General features: G+C 51.0%; 16 protein-coding genes and 1 pseudogene. 10 read left to right on the top strand and 7 right to left on the bottom strand.

The window, feature by feature from the left end; translation table 11 throughout:
- Window positions 1-7: 7 nt before the first annotated feature.
- From NST37_RS15440 to NST37_RS15425, 4 genes are all read right to left on the bottom strand, one after another.
- Entirely contained in the window at window positions 8-328 is a 321-nt protein-coding gene (locus tag NST37_RS15440) for a hypothetical protein (RefSeq protein WP_003386074.1), read from the bottom strand.
- A gap of 125 nt (window positions 329-453) precedes the next feature.
- Entirely contained in the window at window positions 454-963 is a 510-nt protein-coding gene (locus tag NST37_RS15435; RefSeq protein WP_024982972.1) for an isoprenylcysteine carboxylmethyltransferase family protein, read from the bottom strand.
- Window positions 964-967: 4 nt separating this feature from the next.
- Window positions 968-2,062, bottom strand: a complete 1,095-nt coding sequence (locus tag NST37_RS15430; protein WP_172921139.1) for a 3-oxoacyl-[acyl-carrier-protein] synthase III C-terminal domain-containing protein — start codon at window positions 2,060-2,062, stop codon at window positions 968-970.
- Window positions 2,063-2,220: 158 nt separating this feature from the next.
- The gene (locus NST37_RS15425) at window positions 2,221-3,480 is read right to left on the bottom strand and encodes an MFS transporter (RefSeq protein WP_003386071.1); all 1,260 of its coding nucleotides are present in this window, start codon (window positions 3,478-3,480) and stop codon (window positions 2,221-2,223) included.
- Window positions 3,481-3,703: 223 nt separating this feature from the next.
- Here NST37_RS15425 and NST37_RS15420 point away from each other — a divergent pair, with 223 nt between their 5' ends.
- The 4 genes from NST37_RS15420 (at window position 3,704) to NST37_RS15405 (ending at window position 6,719) form a co-directional block, all read left to right on the top strand.
- The gene (locus tag NST37_RS15420) at window positions 3,704-4,135 is read left to right on the top strand and encodes a MarR family transcriptional regulator (protein ID WP_172921138.1); all 432 of its coding nucleotides are present in this window, start codon (window positions 3,704-3,706) and stop codon (window positions 4,133-4,135) included.
- Between the two features lie 67 nt (window positions 4,136-4,202).
- Window positions 4,203-4,769, top strand: a complete 567-nt coding sequence (locus NST37_RS15415) for a DUF167 family protein (protein ID WP_024982974.1) — start codon at window positions 4,203-4,205, stop codon at window positions 4,767-4,769.
- Between the two features lie 320 nt (window positions 4,770-5,089).
- The gene (locus NST37_RS15410) at window positions 5,090-5,707 is read left to right on the top strand and encodes a DUF47 domain-containing protein (RefSeq protein ID WP_003386068.1); all 618 of its coding nucleotides are present in this window, start codon (window positions 5,090-5,092) and stop codon (window positions 5,705-5,707) included.
- Window positions 5,700-6,719 carry an inorganic phosphate transporter gene (locus tag NST37_RS15405; RefSeq protein WP_003386067.1) on the top strand — a complete coding sequence of 340 codons (1,020 nt, stop codon included), beginning with the start codon at window positions 5,700-5,702 and terminating at the stop codon, window positions 6,717-6,719. Before NST37_RS15410 ends, NST37_RS15405 begins: the two co-directional genes overlap by 8 nt.
- Window positions 6,720-6,805: 86 nt before the next feature.
- Here NST37_RS15405 and NST37_RS15400 read toward each other — a convergent pair whose 3' ends face one another.
- From NST37_RS15400 to ligD, 3 genes are all read right to left on the bottom strand, one after another.
- A complete protein-coding gene (locus NST37_RS15400) occupies window positions 6,806-7,045 on the bottom strand; it encodes a hypothetical protein (protein WP_003386066.1) in 240 nt (79 codons plus the stop codon).
- A 116-nt stretch (window positions 7,046-7,161) separates the two neighbouring features.
- Window positions 7,162-7,959: a prolipoprotein diacylglyceryl transferase gene (lgt, locus tag NST37_RS15395; protein ID WP_172921137.1), complete on the bottom strand. Its 798-nt coding sequence runs from the start codon at window positions 7,957-7,959 to the stop codon at window positions 7,162-7,164.
- Window positions 7,960-8,067: 108 nt separating this feature from the next.
- Complete coding sequence (ligD, locus tag NST37_RS15390; protein ID WP_172921136.1) at window positions 8,068-8,970, bottom strand: non-homologous end-joining DNA ligase; 903 nt, start codon at window positions 8,968-8,970, stop codon at window positions 8,068-8,070.
- A gap of 136 nt (window positions 8,971-9,106) precedes the next feature.
- Between ligD and NST37_RS15385 the strand changes: the two genes are divergently transcribed.
- The 6 genes and pseudogenes from NST37_RS15385 to NST37_RS15360 form a co-directional block, all read left to right on the top strand.
- Window positions 9,107-10,663, top strand: coding sequence for a spore germination protein (locus NST37_RS15385; protein ID WP_311068376.1), 1,557 nt, complete (start codon window positions 9,107-9,109; stop codon window positions 10,661-10,663).
- A 40-nt stretch (window positions 10,664-10,703) separates the two neighbouring features.
- A complete protein-coding gene (locus NST37_RS15380) occupies window positions 10,704-11,876 on the top strand; it encodes a Ger(x)C family spore germination protein (protein WP_339185549.1) in 1,173 nt (390 codons plus the stop codon).
- Between the two features lies 1 nt (window position 11,877).
- A complete protein-coding gene (locus NST37_RS15375; protein WP_003386058.1) occupies window positions 11,878-12,114 on the top strand; it encodes a hypothetical protein in 237 nt (78 codons plus the stop codon).
- Window positions 12,115-12,128: 14 nt separating this feature from the next.
- The gene (locus NST37_RS15370) at window positions 12,129-13,472 is read left to right on the top strand and encodes an endospore germination permease (protein ID WP_172921134.1); all 1,344 of its coding nucleotides are present in this window, start codon (window positions 12,129-12,131) and stop codon (window positions 13,470-13,472) included.
- 372 nt (window positions 13,473-13,844) lie between these two features.
- A complete protein-coding gene (locus NST37_RS15365; protein ID WP_194247226.1) occupies window positions 13,845-15,092 on the top strand; it encodes an MFS transporter in 1,248 nt (415 codons plus the stop codon).
- Between the two features lie 260 nt (window positions 15,093-15,352).
- Window positions 15,353-15,625 (top strand): annotated as a pseudogene (locus NST37_RS15360) (phenylacetate degradation protein); the annotation flags it as partial.
- Window positions 15,626-15,773: the final 148 nt, after the last annotated feature.

Here is a 15,773-nt window from a genome sequence, read left to right as displayed (position 1 = left end):
GCAACCGTTATTTTATAAAATCGCGCATGCGCTGTTCAGCAAGCACAGGGTCCATGTCAACCTGAAACAGCATATGCAGATTGCTGGTGGCAGCCACCGTTCTGCGTGTGGCGCTGTACAAGGTCGGTTTTGCCTTCTTGATCAAGGTCATGATCTCTACGACGGGCGGGATTACCTGCTTGATGCGCAGCAGCCCTTGCAAGTAACGGACTAGTTTTTGAATCGTGGCGGTTTGATCGTTATCAGGCAAGTGCTCAATCATGCTGTAAAATTCACGGATGATGATGTGTTTTACTTCATGGGGGCCTTCCATGCTGGTCGTTTTCAAAACAGGTCACCTCGTGTCAGTAATGGAAAATGGGAAGGTACTTAAAAAAATCGTACTTTCTATCTACCCGCTGATCATGTGAAATAAACATGCGGAAGAACCCGATTTGAAGCGTCGGGTTCTTTTTATCGATGCTTGTATACGGCTCGTTCTTCGGCTGGGATACGGACCCGCAGCAGCAGCCAGAGATTGCAGATGGTAAAGAACATGGCTGTAACATAGGCGGAAAAGGTCAGCGGCAGTGTGAAAAGCTCGATCGTCACGATCCAGTAGTTGGGATGCCGGATGTAACGGTAAGGGCCGCGTGTAATCGGGGGAGCGCCGGGAAGGATGATGATCCGCGTATTCCAACGTTTTCCGAGAGTCAGGATACACCAGTAGCGAAGAATCTGCGCGAATAGAAAGAGCGAAAAAGACAGGGGCCACCAAGGGGCAGGCATGCCTTTTCGCCAGATGCCCTCGGCCAGCAGCGCGGCAAAAAAACCGACATGTAGAAATACGATGTACTTGTAATGGTCAGCACCGACTTCATACCCGCCAATCGAACGCAAATACCGGGCATTTCGCGAGGCGAGCCTGAGCTCCAGAAGGCGCTGGAGGACAACAGCCATATAGACAATCAGGAAAAAGGACACGGCCTCACCTCGCTTCCAGCAGGATGAATTCCGAGCTGAAGCCGGGACCAAGGGCAGCTAGCAGGCCTTGTTCTCCCTTCGACCACGGCTTCTGCAAGCTTTTTTCCAGCACAAAGAGGACGGTAGGGGACGACATGTTTCCGTAATCCCGCAGAACCTCTTCTGAAAACCTGATCGAGTCAGCGGGGAGCTGCAATGCTTGTTGGTAGGCGTTCAGCACCTTTGCGCCGCCCGGGTGGAAAATAAAGTGCCTCAGCTTCTCCACGGTTGTGCCGAGGGGCGCAAGAAAGCTCTCCAGCTCTTCTCGCATGGATTTGTGAATCAGGGTGGGAATATCTCTGGAAAAGACAACTTTCAGTCCCGGGTCGGTCACTTCCCAGCCCATGACATCGAGCGAATCGGACCACGTCCTGGAGCGGGCAGCGCAAAAATGGAGCTGCGGCTGATCAGAGACGCCTGTATGTACCACTTCATCCCCTTCGATGAGCACAGCTGCAGCGCCGTCCCCGAACAGGCAGGTGGCGACCAGATTGCTTTTGGAAACGTCCTGGCGAATAAATGTCAGGCCGCACAACTCCACACTGAGCAACAGGACCCGGCGCTTGGGGTAGGCGTTGACATATTCGCAGGAGCGGGCGAGTCCCATCGCTCCGCCCGCACAGCCCAACCCCCACAGAGGAATGCGGGTGATGTCAGAGCGCAGTCCCAGGCGGTTCAGCAGGTGGGCATCGATACTGGGTGTGGCTATACCCGTACTGGATACGAATACAAGGCAATCAATATCGTCTATTCTGCAATTGCTGTTCTCAAGGCAGCGTTTCGCCGCCTCGGCACCGAGAGCTACAGCGTGTTGTATGTACAACCGGTTTTTTTCGGCAAAGCTGTGGTCTTGTCCGAACCATTCCAGCGGCATGCAAAAGTGCCGCTTGCGAATCCGGCTGTGGGAAAAAATGCTGATCAGCCGGTCGATGTCCGGAAAAGCATCCTGGAACAACAGGCGGGCAAAGGCCATCGAAGCCTTTTGCGTCACTTCATAAGCAGGAACAGCGGTAGCAGCAGCAGTAATCCGCGCCAGCGAGCTCACCTCCTCTAAAAGCATTTTTCCCTACCGCAAGGAATACATTCGTGACAGGAAGCAAGCAAAACAAAAACAAGCCAAAGCCTGGCAACGACCAGACATTAGCTTGTTTTGCAATCCGCAGCCAAGATTCCGCCAGCAGGTATGTTCCTATTTGTTCCAGCAACAATAATTGCGGCTCATGATGCGGACATATTCACAGAAGTTTCTGCCGGTGCGGAAGACGACTTTCTGACAGCCTTTTTCACCAAACCGTATTGAAACACTCCGGCGATCAGCAAGAGCAGACCGACGATGGAAAACCAGTACGCGCCGCCGATATTGCGAAACGCGACGGCTCCGGTGGACGGACCTATCGTACCGGTGATTCCCCAGTTCGCGCCGAAAATGGAAAAGTATCTCCCTCGGAGCTCCGCTGGTGCCAGTACGGAGATCGCCTTTTGGATCTGCGGGCCATAGAGCATCTCGCCAATCGTAAAAATGGCTTCGGCCACTACGAGCAGCCAGAATACTGGGGCCCAACCGTAACCGAATCCGACGCATCCGAGCAGCAGGTAAGCGGCGAGAATAATTCGCTCGGGCGGGAACCGATCGGCAAACCTGGCAATGGCGATTTGACAGCAGACGACCAGTACTCCATTGATTGTCATCAAGGTGGCAAATACCGTCAGGAAGTCGTCAAAGCGAGTGCGCAAGTGCTGCGGCAGGATAATTTCCACCTGCGAGTACAACAGTGAGACGGGGATTGCGGCCAATGTCATCCACAGCAGGGTGGTATGCTCCCGCAAGCGGAGCTTCGGCGCTTTTGACACGTCCTCTGGCTGCCCCCCTTTCTGTTTGCCGGATTCCCTTCTTTCCTTGGGGAGTGTCTCCGGGATTTTCCACATGATCAACAGACAATAGATCATGAGCGTCGCCGAGCAAATTCCGAAGGCGATAGCCGGGTTGATCTTGTAAAGCGTGACCCCGATAAGAGGGCCTGCGGCTGCTCCGAGGTTTAAAGCGGTATGGAGCAGGGCGAACACCTCGCTGCGCTTTTCTTCCGGGACGACGTCTGTCACCTGGGCGCTGGCAGCAGGCCAGAACAAAGCGGCTCCAATTCCATTCAGGATGGTTAGAGAAGCAAAGGCGATCAGGGATTCGGCCCAAATATAGCCCGCCATCGAAATCGACTCGATGACCAGAGCGGCCACCATCAAAGGCTTGCGTCCATAGCGGTCGGCAAGTCCACCGGCGTATACGCTGGCCACGATGCTGGTGAGAGGCTGAAGGCTTGTAACCATTGCTGCTACCAGAAGATTCCCATCCATCCGATCGTACAAATAGAAAGCGAGAAAAGGGCGAAGCATAAAACCGGCAAACGTTGTCAGGATGGTTCCGATCACGCGTATCCAAATCGTGGTATCATAGCGTGAGATGATGTTCTGCAGCCAAGCCATGCGACAAATTCCTCTCTTCCGATAAAAGGTTATTTAGTAAGACATAAGTATAAGGGAGCGTCTATTGAAAAGAAAGGAAATTGTTTCTGTTGGCAACTTTCAGAGATTTAAAAGCTATAAAAGAGCTTTGACGGATGCTTACTCCTGTGTTTCTATAGGAAGTAACTGCATTATCGCAGGAAGACCAGATCCCCCAAGGGTAGAATAAAAGGAGACAGGGTACATGACAGATCGCTTTCGAGACAGCCTCGGCCACAACCTTCATCGCGTAGGCCAACTGATCAGGGAAGAGACAGCCAAAGCGCTTGGGCCGTATGGCATAACTCCCGAGCAGTGGCAACTGTTGGTTGCGACCGCACAAACGGACGGGCTCACTCCCTCGGAATTGGGAAAGCGGACTTTGCGTGACAAGACGACGATATCGCGCATTTTGCCCGGTTTGCTGAAAAAAGGCTGGCTGAAAACGGAGCCCCATTCCCAGGACGCCCGAAGCTACATCGTAAAAATGGAGCCTGATAAAGTGAAGGTCATAGAAGAAACATTGGAGGCAGTACGGGACCATTTCACGCAAAGCGTATTTGCGCCATTTTCGAAAGCTGAACAAGACATGTTTCTAAGCATGGTGGTAAGGCTGAGGGACCACCTGGAGAAATGATGGTTGCATATGCAATATCCTTTTGTTACCCTAATGGTTGTATATACAATTAGTTGGGGTGAGAAGGATGAAATTGACCGTACGAAAGGCAGACGGACCGGGCTGGCTGATGATCGCCGAAATGGTGGAAAACGGGCTTTACAAAGTCGTCACGGAGCGTTGCGGCGAAGACCCTCCTTACGCTACAATCCTGCAGTTCTTGCACCGCCTGCCAAGGCTTCTCGACCGGATATGCGGAGTCGAGGCGCTCGAAATTCAGCCGAGCCGCGTCGTTTCTGCCAAGCGTGCAGCACGAGCGGCCAGCAGGGAGATGGAGGCGGCGAGGAGAAAGCAGTTACCCGGGAAGTCTTTTCAGATCATCAGCCAGGAGCTGGAGAAGGCGGCGGAATGGAAGCGGGAGGTCACAGAGCTGACTCTCTGGGTCAAACCGGGCAAAAAGAGAACGGCCATAACGGGGGAGACACTCAAGGGAATGCTTGTCGTCGAGGTGACAGGATCTCCAAGGGACAGCCAGACACACGATGAACTCCGTGCCTTGTTAAAGAAGAGGTTTCACGCATATGACAACGATATTGAATTGGTCGAAGGCTACGCCAGCCAGCGCAAGCTTTACCGGATCACGCACCGCCGCTGATTCCTGCTGCCGAGTCCAGGCAGCAAAGGGGGAAGTCAAAGAAAAAAACGGCATGCTGGCAGCCGGGAAATAAAAAGTGAACAACTGGCAACACTAACACTCGTACCCTAGGCGGACGGGTATTTTTTTATCCTTTCAGAAAATAAGGATCGGGGCCGTTTTAACGCATCATTTTTCATTTGTCATCTGTCTTTACAAAAACTTAACAATTTCTTAAAGAAAAAAATACACATTTGTCCTTGTTTTTAAATTTACCTTCACAAAGTTGTTCGATATAATCGGTGAGGCGTTAGTTATTCAAAGGAGTGACGACTGATCTTATGTTAAAAAGCAAAAAGCACATCTTCTTTGACTTGTTCGAGCAGCAAATTGCCAATGTCCACAAGGGAACCCATCTGTTTTATGAAATGATCGGGAACTACCAGGACTTGGAATCCAAAGTAAAAGAAATCAAGTCGGTGGAAAAAGAAGGGGACGAGATCGTTCGCCGGATTATGAATGAATTGAACTCTACCTTTATCACTCCGCTGGAGAGGGAAGATATTCACCAGTTGGCCCATACGATGGACTCAATGATCGACTACATCGACGGCGTAGCAGACCGGATGTACTTGTACCAGGTGCGCCAGCCAGATCCGCGCGTGCTTGCACAGGCCAACATTTTGGTGAAATGCTCGGCGAAGCTGATCGAATTGATCCGTACGCTGCGCAAACTGGATCATCAGGTCGTATCCAAATACGCTGCCGAAATCAAGGAATTGGAACATGAATCCGACTCCAACTACCGTAAAATGGTTTCTGATTTGCTCAACGCTCCTAACGCTGATCCGATCGAAGCGATCAAGCTCAAGGAAATTTACGACAAACTGGAAGACTGTGCCGACTTTGCCGAGGACGTATCCAACCTGGTAGAAGGGATCGTGCTGAAGAATGCCTAGTCTTTCCCCGGATATGATTATCCTGATCCTCGTTGTGATCATGGCGCTTAGCTTCGACTTTATCAATGGATTTCACGATACCGCTAACGCCATCGCGACTTCAGTGTCTACCCGAGCGTTAAGCCCGCGCACGGCTATCATTATCGCGTCGTTCTTAAATCTGATCGGGGCGCTCACGTACACAGGGGTAGCGAAAACGATCGGAGGATCGATTGCCGACCCGTTCCAGTTGGAAAACGGATTGGTCGTCGTGCTTGCTGCATTGACGTCAGCCATCCTGTGGAACCTGATCACCTGGTGGTTCGGAATTCCCAGCTCCTCCTCGCACGCGCTGATTGGCGGGATCGCTGGGGCAGTCGTAGGTGCTGCTGGCGTCGGTTCCATTAACATGGCAGGCTTTATCAGCATTGTACAAGCCTTGATTTTTTCTCCATTGATCGCATTTGTCGTCGGTTTTACCGTAATCAAGATCATTTCGGCGATCGTAGCCAATATGGCGTATCATCCGACGAACAAAGGTTTTCGGATGCTGCAGGTCGTAGCTGCCTCCTGGCAATCCTTTAGCCATGGAGCCAACGATGCGCAAAAAACGATGGGGATTATTACCTTCGCATTGATTTCCGGTGGATTTATGACGCCGGAAAACGGTGACTTCTCCATTCCTCTCTGGGTCAAAATCTCCGCTGCGGTGGCGATGGCACTAGGGACATCTGTCGGCGGCTGGCGGATTATCAAGACGATGGGCGGCAAGATCATGAAAATCAAGCCGATCAGCGGCTTCTCTGCAGACCTTTCGTCGGCGATGATCATCACCATTTTTACGGCGTTCAAGCTGCCGGTCAGTACAACGCACGTAATTACTTCCTCGATTCTTGGCGTAGGTGCCTCCCAAAAGTTTTCAGCTGTTAAATGGGGGCTTGCCGGAAGGATTTTGGTCACATGGGTAATCACGTTGCCGGCTACAGGTTTACTGGCTGCTGCCTGTTACGTGGTGTACGATGTGTTCCTGTAAAAGGAATTCGTCTATAGCGTTCATAAATAAAATGCCAGCGTCCTTTCCTGCCGTACGGGGAAGGACGCTTTTTGCTGCCAGCAAAGTTATGACGGACGCGTCAGACGCGCCCAAAAGCCTTGTTTCGGTTTGATGGTGACCATGCGTATGGATGAGATGGGAATATACGCGAGAGACCCGTCCGTCATCTCCAGAAGAATGCCGTCTTCGCTGTAATCGTAGAGCCGCCCCTCTTCAAAGGAGGATGTACCAGCGGAAATCATCGCCGGTGCGAAGTGAACCCGGACATCCCTGTCGAGGTAGTCCTCCAACATACCCTCATTCATATCAAAACACCCGCCTTGTTTTTTCCTTAGTATGCCCATCTTTTCGACAATTCAGACGCAGGTGCCCCGAAAGAAAAGCCACCGCTCGTTGGAGGGTGGCTCTGTCATTCTGTTTCTTATTCTGAAGTATTGTGGGACTGGATGGACTGTCTGCTTTTTCTCGCAAACACGATCAGCAAGATAATGCCCACCGCGATTAGAGAAAGGCTGACCAATTGGGCAACGCGCAATGTTCCGCCGATCAGGAGAGAGTCTGTACGCATGCCCTCGATAAAAAAGCGGCCGATTGAATACAGGACCAGATAGCTGAACAATACTTGTCCGTCAAAGCGTTTGAAGCGGTACAGCATTGCCATCAGGATGGCGAAGACGAGCAGGTTCCACATCGACTCGTAGAAGAACGTTGGGTGGTAATACTGCCCCCCGATGTACATCTGGTCGCGGATAAACGCAGGAAAATGAGCCATGTACTCCGCAGTTGCCGGTCCGCCGTGCGCTTCCTGGTTAATAAAGTTGCCCCAGCGGCCGATCGCTTGCCCCAGAATGACACTGGGAATCATCGCATCCCCCAGCAGCAAAAACGGCAGGTTGTGCTTGCGGACATACCAGGCACCGGCGAGAACGCCGCCGATCAAGCCGCCGTGAATCGCCAGCCCTCCTTCCCAAACGTAGAAAACGGAGAGGAGATTGTCTTTGTACTGGTCCCACTCAAAAATGACGTAGTAAGCACGAGCGCAAATGATGGCAGCGGGAATGATGAGTACGACCATGTTCAGGACGTGATCAGGATCTATGCCCGAACGCTTGGCATTGTAGCGGGCGAGATAGGTTCCCAGAAAAAACGCAAACCCCATAATGATTCCGTACCAGCGAATATTGATGGGGCCAAGTGATAATGCTATCGGATCAATCATGTTGTATTCCTCCTTGCCTCCAAACATCTCTGCACAGTATAGCACAAATCGCATGCGCAGTTCCAATTGTGCAGATGGCAACAGCAGGCAGCCTGTGGACCGCCGCACTTATGGCTTTTGTTTCAGAAAGGCCAGGATCGAATCAAGGGAAGCACGCTTCTGGTCATGGACGGCAGCGAACAAATCGCCGAACTTTTGCAACCGTTCGGGAACCGTATGGACGGTGAAATCAGTCGGGTGGATATGGGGAACCTCTTCCCAGCGAAGCGGTGTGGAAACGGTCGCTTCCTTGCGGGCCCGCGTCGAATAGGGGGCGGTCAAGGTCTTTCCCCGCCAGGGCTGCAAGTAATCGATGTAGAGCTTCGTGCCCCTGTTCTTGACCAGGCGCTCCAATGTGATCAGATCAGGCCGCTTTTCCGCCAGGTAGGTCGCCAAGAAATGCCCGACCTGTCTCGTTTGTTCAAATGTATAACGACGTTCGATCGGAATGTAAATTTGCAAGCCCGATGCGCCAGAAGTCTTGACGACAGAGGGGAGCTGCAAATCGTCCAACAGCTCCTTCAAAAGCATGGCCGTTTCGGCGACGGGAGCGAATTCCGGTGTAGACGGGTCAAGGTCGAAAACGAGCTCAGTCGGTATCTCGTCTCCCGCCAGGTGAAACGAGACGTGCCATTCCAGTGCCGCCTGATTCGCCAACCAAACAAGAGTCGCCGCATCATTTAAGAGGGGATAAGCGGTATTTTCCCATACGCTGGAAGCGATCCAGTCCGGAGCGTACTCAGGAATGTTCTTTTGATAAAAATGCTTGTCGTGGATGCCGTGGGGATAACGGATAACAGTTAAAAGGCGGTCTTTCGTATAAGCCAGAAACGGAGAGGCGACCTCCATTAAATAACCGATGTAATCCCATTTGGTGACGTTTGCTTCCGGCCAAAGCGGTTTGGTTGTATTCGTAATCGTCAATTCCTTGCCCGCAACGGCAACGGTAATGTCAGCAGCTTCAGTAGGCAAGACAAATCCCTCCCTCTGGGACTAGTGCTGCCCCTACTTTTCCCGCATTGGCCAAACATATGCAAGCGAGGCACCTGCATATTTTGGAAACCCGAGTAACATAATACGGGTAGCTTACTAACAGTTGGTGAATCGTATGAAGCATACTCGTCAGTCAAAGAAGGAACAAAATATTGCCCAGTTAAACGAAAAAAGTCTGAGCGAGCTGGAGTCTTTTCCCGTTCGTTCTTCTTTGGAAGAGAACATTGAGATTCTTGAACATCTGTTTCAGGATTGCTCGGATTTTGTTCTGCGTGAGTTTCAACTGAAAGACAGTGTTCAAGCTTGTGCGGTCTTTGTAGATGGCTTGATTGATACGCAATCCGTTAATGAAGCACTGAGGGCGCTGATGATCCTGAAGGGTGGCCGGGAGAGCATCAGGAGCATCGAGCATGAAGTTCTCCCCGTCTCGCAAATTTCCGAGGTCACCAGCTACAAGGATTTTCTGTCGGCTGTGCTTGGGGGAGATACGGGAATTCTCGTAGACGGCAACGACATTGCTCTCACGCTCGGGATTCGCGGAGCCGAAAAACGTTCCGTAAACGAACCGGAAGGGGAAGTTGTCGTACGGGGGCCGCGGGAGGGATTCATTGAAAATATCCGGACGAATACGTCCCTTCTCCGGCGGAAGCTGAAAACGCCCCGATTGAAAATGAAATCAATCGTCGTTGGCAAGGAGAGCAATACGAACCTCGTCGTTTCCTATCTGGAAGGAATAGTAGACCCTGCTTTACGGGACGAGGTTATTTCGAGAATCGAGCACATCGAGATCGACGCGGTTCTGGAATCGGGTTATATCGAAGAGATGATCCAGGATAATGCTTTGTCGCCATTTCCGCAGGTCCAATATTCGGAAAGGCCTGATACGGTTGCAGCCGCTTTGCTGGAAGGGCGGATTGCTATTTTTGTCGACGGGACACCAATGGTCCTGATCGTTCCGACTACGTTCTGGATGATGATGCAAGCCAACGAGGATTACTATGAACGCTTTCAGATGGCCACACTCGTCCGCTGGCTGCGCTATTTGTTTTTGGCTATTTCTCTTGTTACACCGGCAGGCTATGTAGCGATTTCGACCTTCCATCAGGAGATGCTCCCAACCACTTTATTGCTGAGCATCGCGGCAGCGCGGGAATCCATTCCGTTTCCGGCGATTGTCGAGGCGCTGATCATGGAGATTTCGTTCGAGGCCCTGCGCGAAGCGGGGATTCGATTGCCGAAAACAGTAGGGCAGGCAGTCAGCATTCTGGGGGCGCTTGTCGTAGGACAGGCTGCCGTCCAGGCGGGAATCGTTTCGGCACCGATGGTAATTGTCGTTTCGATCACGGGAATCGCTTCCTTCACCTTGCCGCATTACAATGCATCGATCGCTTTGCGGATGCTTCGTTTCCCATTGATGTTTGCCGCCTCCTTTTTGGGAATATACGGCATTCTGGTCGGCATTCTTCTGATTATGGGACACATGGCAAACCTTCGCTCGTTTGGGGTGCCGTACCTTTCCCCGCTGGCGCCGATGTCGATAGGCGACTTCAAGGATGTGCTGATTCGTGCTCCTTGGACAATAATGGAGAAACGCCCAAGCTTTACGGGGGTAGAGGACGAAAAACGCTTGAACACAGCCTCGATCAATAAGTCCAGACAAACGAGCGATTGAGGAGGCTAAAATAAACAGAAATAACCGGGGGAGTGGTACTGTGAAAAGGAGTTCCCGCTTCAAAATTGCTAGTATCATCGTCATCCTGATTCATTCACTGCTGCTTACCGGGTGCTGGGATCGGGTAGAAGTGAACGATCTGGCGCTCATCCTTGCTTTCGCGGTGGATAAGGAAGAGGACGGCTTGTACCGGATGTCTGTACAACTCCCCCTGGTCAGCAGTCTCGGAGGTCCTTCCGGCGGTGGTGGAGGGACCAGTGGAGACAAGAGTTATTATGTGGATTCGGCTACCGGAAAAACACTCCGGGAAGCGAACAACGTTTTGCAGTCAAGGATGAGTCGAAAGCTTTTTTACGCCCATCATCGGGTGATTGTCATTGGCGAGGAGACAGCCAAATCAGGGCTGAGAGAAATACTTGATGTCATCGCCCGTTTTCCGGAAAACCGCCTGACAGCATACATGGTCGTGGCGAAAGGGAAAGGCTTCGATCTTCTCAAAGCCCAGCCTCAGTTCGAGAGATTTTCTGCGGAAGCGATGAGAGAATTGATCAAAATGGTGGGTGTTACCGTTACGGTAAAAGACATTGCGCAGATGTTGAATACACCTGGTGTCGATGCGTATCTGCCAGTATTGGCAAGCGTTGATTCCAGACCAAAAGGGAAATCAAAGGAAATCGAGCTGATCGGTTTTTCCATGTTTCGCGATGATCGGTTCGCTCATTTTTTAACCTTGGAGCATGCCAAAGGGATTCGATGGTTCCAACCGACTTTCTATTCGTACGCTACGGATTTTGATATCCGAAAAAACAGGATCAGTGTTCAAGTAAATCAAGGTAGGATGGAAATTACACCGATCGTCCGTAATGGAAAGGTTCATTTTCAAATAAACGTCCACGCGAGAGCGGCAATCATTGAAGATCACAGCGGTACCGATTGGGGAAACTCGAAGAATTTGCGCATGCTGGAAAACAAGCTGGCTGCCAACATAAGCGAAGGCATACGAACAACCCTTCAGGAAATGGTGAAAAACCAGAGCGACATAGCGGGGTTGGGACTGGTGCTCGCAAGAAAATATCCTCAGCTATGGAAAACATCGTTTCGCGAAAACTGGGACAAGCATTTGAAAGCAGTGACATTTGAGATTCGTACCAGAGCGACTGTTCCAAACATCGGACAAACCACAGAGAACCTAACCAAGGAGGAGATGAGATAAAATGAACCTGATTTTTGCAGGGATTTTTCTCCTTTCCTTCTCTTTGATGGCAATCCGTGACATCATGTTACAGCATCACCGTTCTTCAAAAATGAGAGTGGTCATCTATCTGCTCTATATCGCAACGCTGTGCCTGTTCGTCGCTGCGTTTTACCAGGTTGATATCTTCAAGCCCTTTCAAAACACGATCAGTGCTTTCGAGTCAAGGGTTAAAGCATGGATGATGAGCCTTTACTAAGGGGGCAGGAAAATTTGCAAGTCAAACAAGTGATCAACCATCGCCAGATCGCCTGGCTGACGAGCGGTGTGATTATGACAGGGGCCGTTGTCAGCCTTCCGCAGCAACTGGCGGTCGTGGCCAAAAACGATGCCTGGCTGTCCCAATTGCTGCCTGTCATGTATACGGTTCTTGTCGCCTATGTGTTTGAAAGGCTCATTCGGGCTTATCCGGGGAAGAACATATTTGAAATCTTGATAGAGACCAGAGGGCGTGTTGCCGGCAGCCTGCTTAATGGAATACTGCTGCTTTTTTTCTTGCTCATCCTTTTGCGCGATATAAAAGGAGTCGGTCATTTTCTGCATCTCAGTTTGCTGAGCGAGACCCCGCTGGAGATTATTCTTCTCGTCTTTGTCGTGGTTCTCCAGTATTTCGGGCGGTCCAGCATGGAAGTGGCGGCTCGGGTAAATGAGATGTATTTCCCGATGTTTTTTATACTCTCTTTCTCGATGTATTTTATCTTGTCCAACGAATATGATCTTCGACGACTCGAGCCGATTATGGACAGCAAGTTTGTCGCGTTGCTGCTGAGCAATTGGATGTCAGGGGGGTTGTACGGGGATATCTTTGTTTTTGGCGCTTTTTTGCATGCCATTTCCCAATCCCGGTTGTTTTTTTCGGCGGTTAAGCACGGGGCGACGATGGCCGGCTTCGGAATAATGCTGATCCTGATTATTCAACTGGGTGTCATGGGATACCTGATCACAAGCCGCTTGAATTATCCCGTATATGTTCTCGTTGAGCAGATCCACTTGACTGACTTCCTCGACCGGTTCGAGGTGATGCTGTTCAGCATCTGGTTTCCCGCTTTCGCGATTAAAGTGGTCATCACCTACTTGACCCTACTGATCGGGATCGGGACGTTGACCAGAAGGGAGGACTATACGTATTGCAACGGGCCGTTTGGCTGGTTTGTCCTGATCCTCAGCATTACTACCTTTCAGCACATAAACGACGTGAATAACTTCATCGGCTTTGTATTGCCTGTACTTGTTCCGTTGATCCAATGGCCAATGTTGCTATTGCTGTTCTTGTCCGCACGGCAAAAGGCAGGAAAGAGAGCAGGCTCGGATCAAGGCAGCCACCCTCTCCTAAAGAAATATCGCAGATACACACGATTGTGGTGGATATGTTTTGCCATATGCACGATTTCTCTTTTGATCGGTTCATTTATAGAGCCCTTTTATGGGGGATGGGGAAGAGTTTTCGGTGCCGTTTACTTTTTTGGATTTTTGGCGGCGTTTATCTTCTCTTATTTGGAACTGCAGTCCCTGAATCATATCATGGAGCGAGCAAAATCAATCGCGAGAAGGGCTTAGAGAAACAGAGCTTGAGCTGTCGGAAAGAGCCGGTTTTCACCAGGGCAAGGGTGGAACCGGCTTTACACTTGTACGACCTTTGCAATCCTGGGATTGCTCAAAATGATTTGACTTTTCCATGAAGTGGATTTACAATCTTCGCCAATACTTGTTTGCTCGTAAGTATGCAGCCAGCCTCTTCTTGCCTGATGATCTCGCAACGGTTTGATTGCCTGATTCATGCGAAACGGGAACATGAAACCGATCAATATGCAAGGCTGCCCAAAATTTAGACTGGAAAGGTGGTTCCCGTTCGTGTCAAAAGAACCCTGTGATGCAAGCGCAAACCAAAATCAAAAATCGAGCTTCCACCATTACATTCAATCCCCGGAAATGCAGGGGAAGTTGTACAAGCGGACGTTGCTTATCGTTGTCATTTCACAAATTTTCGGAGGAGCCGGCCTTGCAGCCGGGGTAACGGTCGGAGCGCTGCTCGCCCAGGATATGCTCGGAACGGACAGCTTTGCGGGGATTCCTGCCGCGCTGCTCACCCTTGGTTCTGCAGTAGCCGCGATGCTGGTCGGGCGGCTCTCTCAGCGTTTCGGACGTCGTTTTGGACTCGCAGCAGGATTCTTGACTGGTGGCGTAGGTGCGGTTGGGGTAGTGCTTGCGGCTGTTGGTCACAATATATGGCTTCTTTTCGCTTCACTGCTGCTCTATGGTGCAGGCACGGCTTCAAACCTGCAAGCACGCTATGCAGGGACGGACTTGGCTAAGCCGCAACAGCGGGCAACAGCAGTCAGTATTGCAATGGTGTCCACTACTTTCGGTGCGGTTGCTGGTCCAAATCTGGTGGAGGTAATGGGGCGATTCGCCGCCTCGATCGGAGTTCCGGCTCTGGCAGGTCCTTTCATTCTAGGTGCCGCCGCGTTTATTCTGGCAGGGCTTGTATTTCTGACCTTCCTCCGTCCGGACCCATTCGTTGTAGCCAAGGCAATCGCTGATGCACACAAAAAGGATCAAAGCCCGGCTGCGAAAGAAAGCTCGCTCGTATCCGCAAACACCCGGGGCATTATTGTCGGGGCGACCGTCATGATTTTAACCCAAATCGTTATGGTCGCGATCATGACGATGACACCTGTTCACATGAAACACCACGGGCATGGGCTCAGTGAGGTAGGGTTGGTCATCGGCGTTCATATTGGCGCCATGTACCTGCCGTCTCTTGTGACCGGTATTCTCGTTGACAAGGTGGGACGAGTGGCGATGTCATTTGCGTCTGGGGCGATTCTGCTTGCAGCCGGGGTCCTGTCGGCTGTCGCACCTGCAGATTCCATGCTGCTGCTCACGATTGCTCTCGCTCTGCTCGGGCTTGGCTGGAACTTCGGATTGATCAGCGGCACAGCGCTTATCGTAGATGCAACCAACCCGTCTACTCGGGCAAAAACGCAAGGTACCATTGATGTCCTGGTTGCTTTGGCGGGGGCTTCGGGCGGAGCATTATCCGGCATGGTCGTAGCGTATTCCAGCTACGCGGCCCTTTCGCTTGGCGGCGGCGTTCTTTCACTGCTGCTGATACCAGTTGGCATTTGGTACCATAGCAAACATAAAGCGGCCAAATCTGAGAGCATGTCGCTATAAAGCGGAGTGGATTCATCCCCGGCTATTTCCTGCAGCTTGCGGAACATACCAGAAAAAATGGAATTGGCCGACTGGGCAAGCTGCCTTTTTTCCTCGACGCTTTGCTTTTCCCGTTAAAATGAGTTCCGCAATGATCAAAGGTACAGAGCGGCCCGTATGCCCGATCATCAGGTATTCAGGTAACAAAGTTTGAGGCCGGTTTTGCGGAAGCGGTGCCGGATGTTCAAAATCATATGGTAAATGCATAGGGAACCGTACATGGTGCAGTTATCTATGCGTTGGTTGACCACGCATTTTCGGTTGCCTGTAACGCGTACGGAAATACATCCTTGAGGCATCTCCACCACTATTCAGTTTATGGAATCAGCAAAGCCGGAGACAGAATCGTTGCCTGTGCGACGGAGGTTAAACGAAACGTTCGTACAGGATTCTATCGGATCGATAAATGTCACGAGGAAAATCTGATAGCTACGATGGAGGCAGTGTCATATCGGAAGGACCACTACTTTGTAGAACTTGATGAACAGAAATAAATAAAGGCAGTGCAAAGTCTGAGGCTATCCTTTCTGTCTTGGGCTAGCACTGCTTTTTTTCGCAGCAGCCAAAAACGAGTGATTCAAAGCTGTCTCCGTTTCTAAGAAAAGAACCGCTTTTTTGTGTTCTGCCCGCATCATGCATTTG

The organism is Brevibacillus sp. FSL K6-6036 (assembly GCF_037964015.1).
GTDB classification, from domain to species: domain Bacteria; phylum Bacillota; class Bacilli; order Brevibacillales; family Brevibacillaceae; genus Brevibacillus; species Brevibacillus borstelensis.
The sequence above is the reverse complement of the archived record's forward strand: the minus strand, read 5'-3'. Positions and strand labels throughout refer to the sequence as shown.

What these genes read in the sequence shown, in the direction of transcription:
- NST37_RS15430 (WP_172921139.1), bottom strand. Translation starts at nt 2,062, where the DNA reads ATGCTTTTAGAGGAGGTGAGCTCGCTGGCGCGGATTACTGCTGCTGCT.
- NST37_RS15425 (WP_003386071.1), bottom strand. Translation starts at nt 3,480, where the DNA reads ATGGCTTGGCTGCAGAACATCATCTCACGCTATGATACCACGATTTGG.
- NST37_RS15420 (WP_172921138.1), top strand. Translation starts at nt 3,704, where the DNA reads ATGACAGATCGCTTTCGAGACAGCCTCGGCCACAACCTTCATCGCGTA.
- NST37_RS15415 (WP_024982974.1), top strand. Translation starts at nt 4,203, where the DNA reads ATGAAATTGACCGTACGAAAGGCAGACGGACCGGGCTGGCTGATGATC.
- NST37_RS15410 (WP_003386068.1), top strand. Translation starts at nt 5,090, where the DNA reads ATGTTAAAAAGCAAAAAGCACATCTTCTTTGACTTGTTCGAGCAGCAA.
- NST37_RS15405 (WP_003386067.1), top strand. Translation starts at nt 5,700, where the DNA reads ATGCCTAGTCTTTCCCCGGATATGATTATCCTGATCCTCGTTGTGATC.
- NST37_RS15400 (WP_003386066.1), bottom strand. Translation starts at nt 7,045, where the DNA reads ATGAATGAGGGTATGTTGGAGGACTACCTCGACAGGGATGTCCGGGTT.
- lgt (WP_172921137.1), bottom strand. Translation starts at nt 7,959, where the DNA reads ATGATTGATCCGATAGCATTATCACTTGGCCCCATCAATATTCGCTGG.
- NST37_RS15385 (WP_311068376.1), top strand. Translation starts at nt 9,107, where the DNA reads ATGAAGCATACTCGTCAGTCAAAGAAGGAACAAAATATTGCCCAGTTA.
- NST37_RS15375 (WP_003386058.1), top strand. Translation starts at nt 11,878, where the DNA reads ATGAACCTGATTTTTGCAGGGATTTTTCTCCTTTCCTTCTCTTTGATG.
- NST37_RS15365 (WP_194247226.1), top strand. Translation starts at nt 13,845, where the DNA reads ATGCAGGGGAAGTTGTACAAGCGGACGTTGCTTATCGTTGTCATTTCA.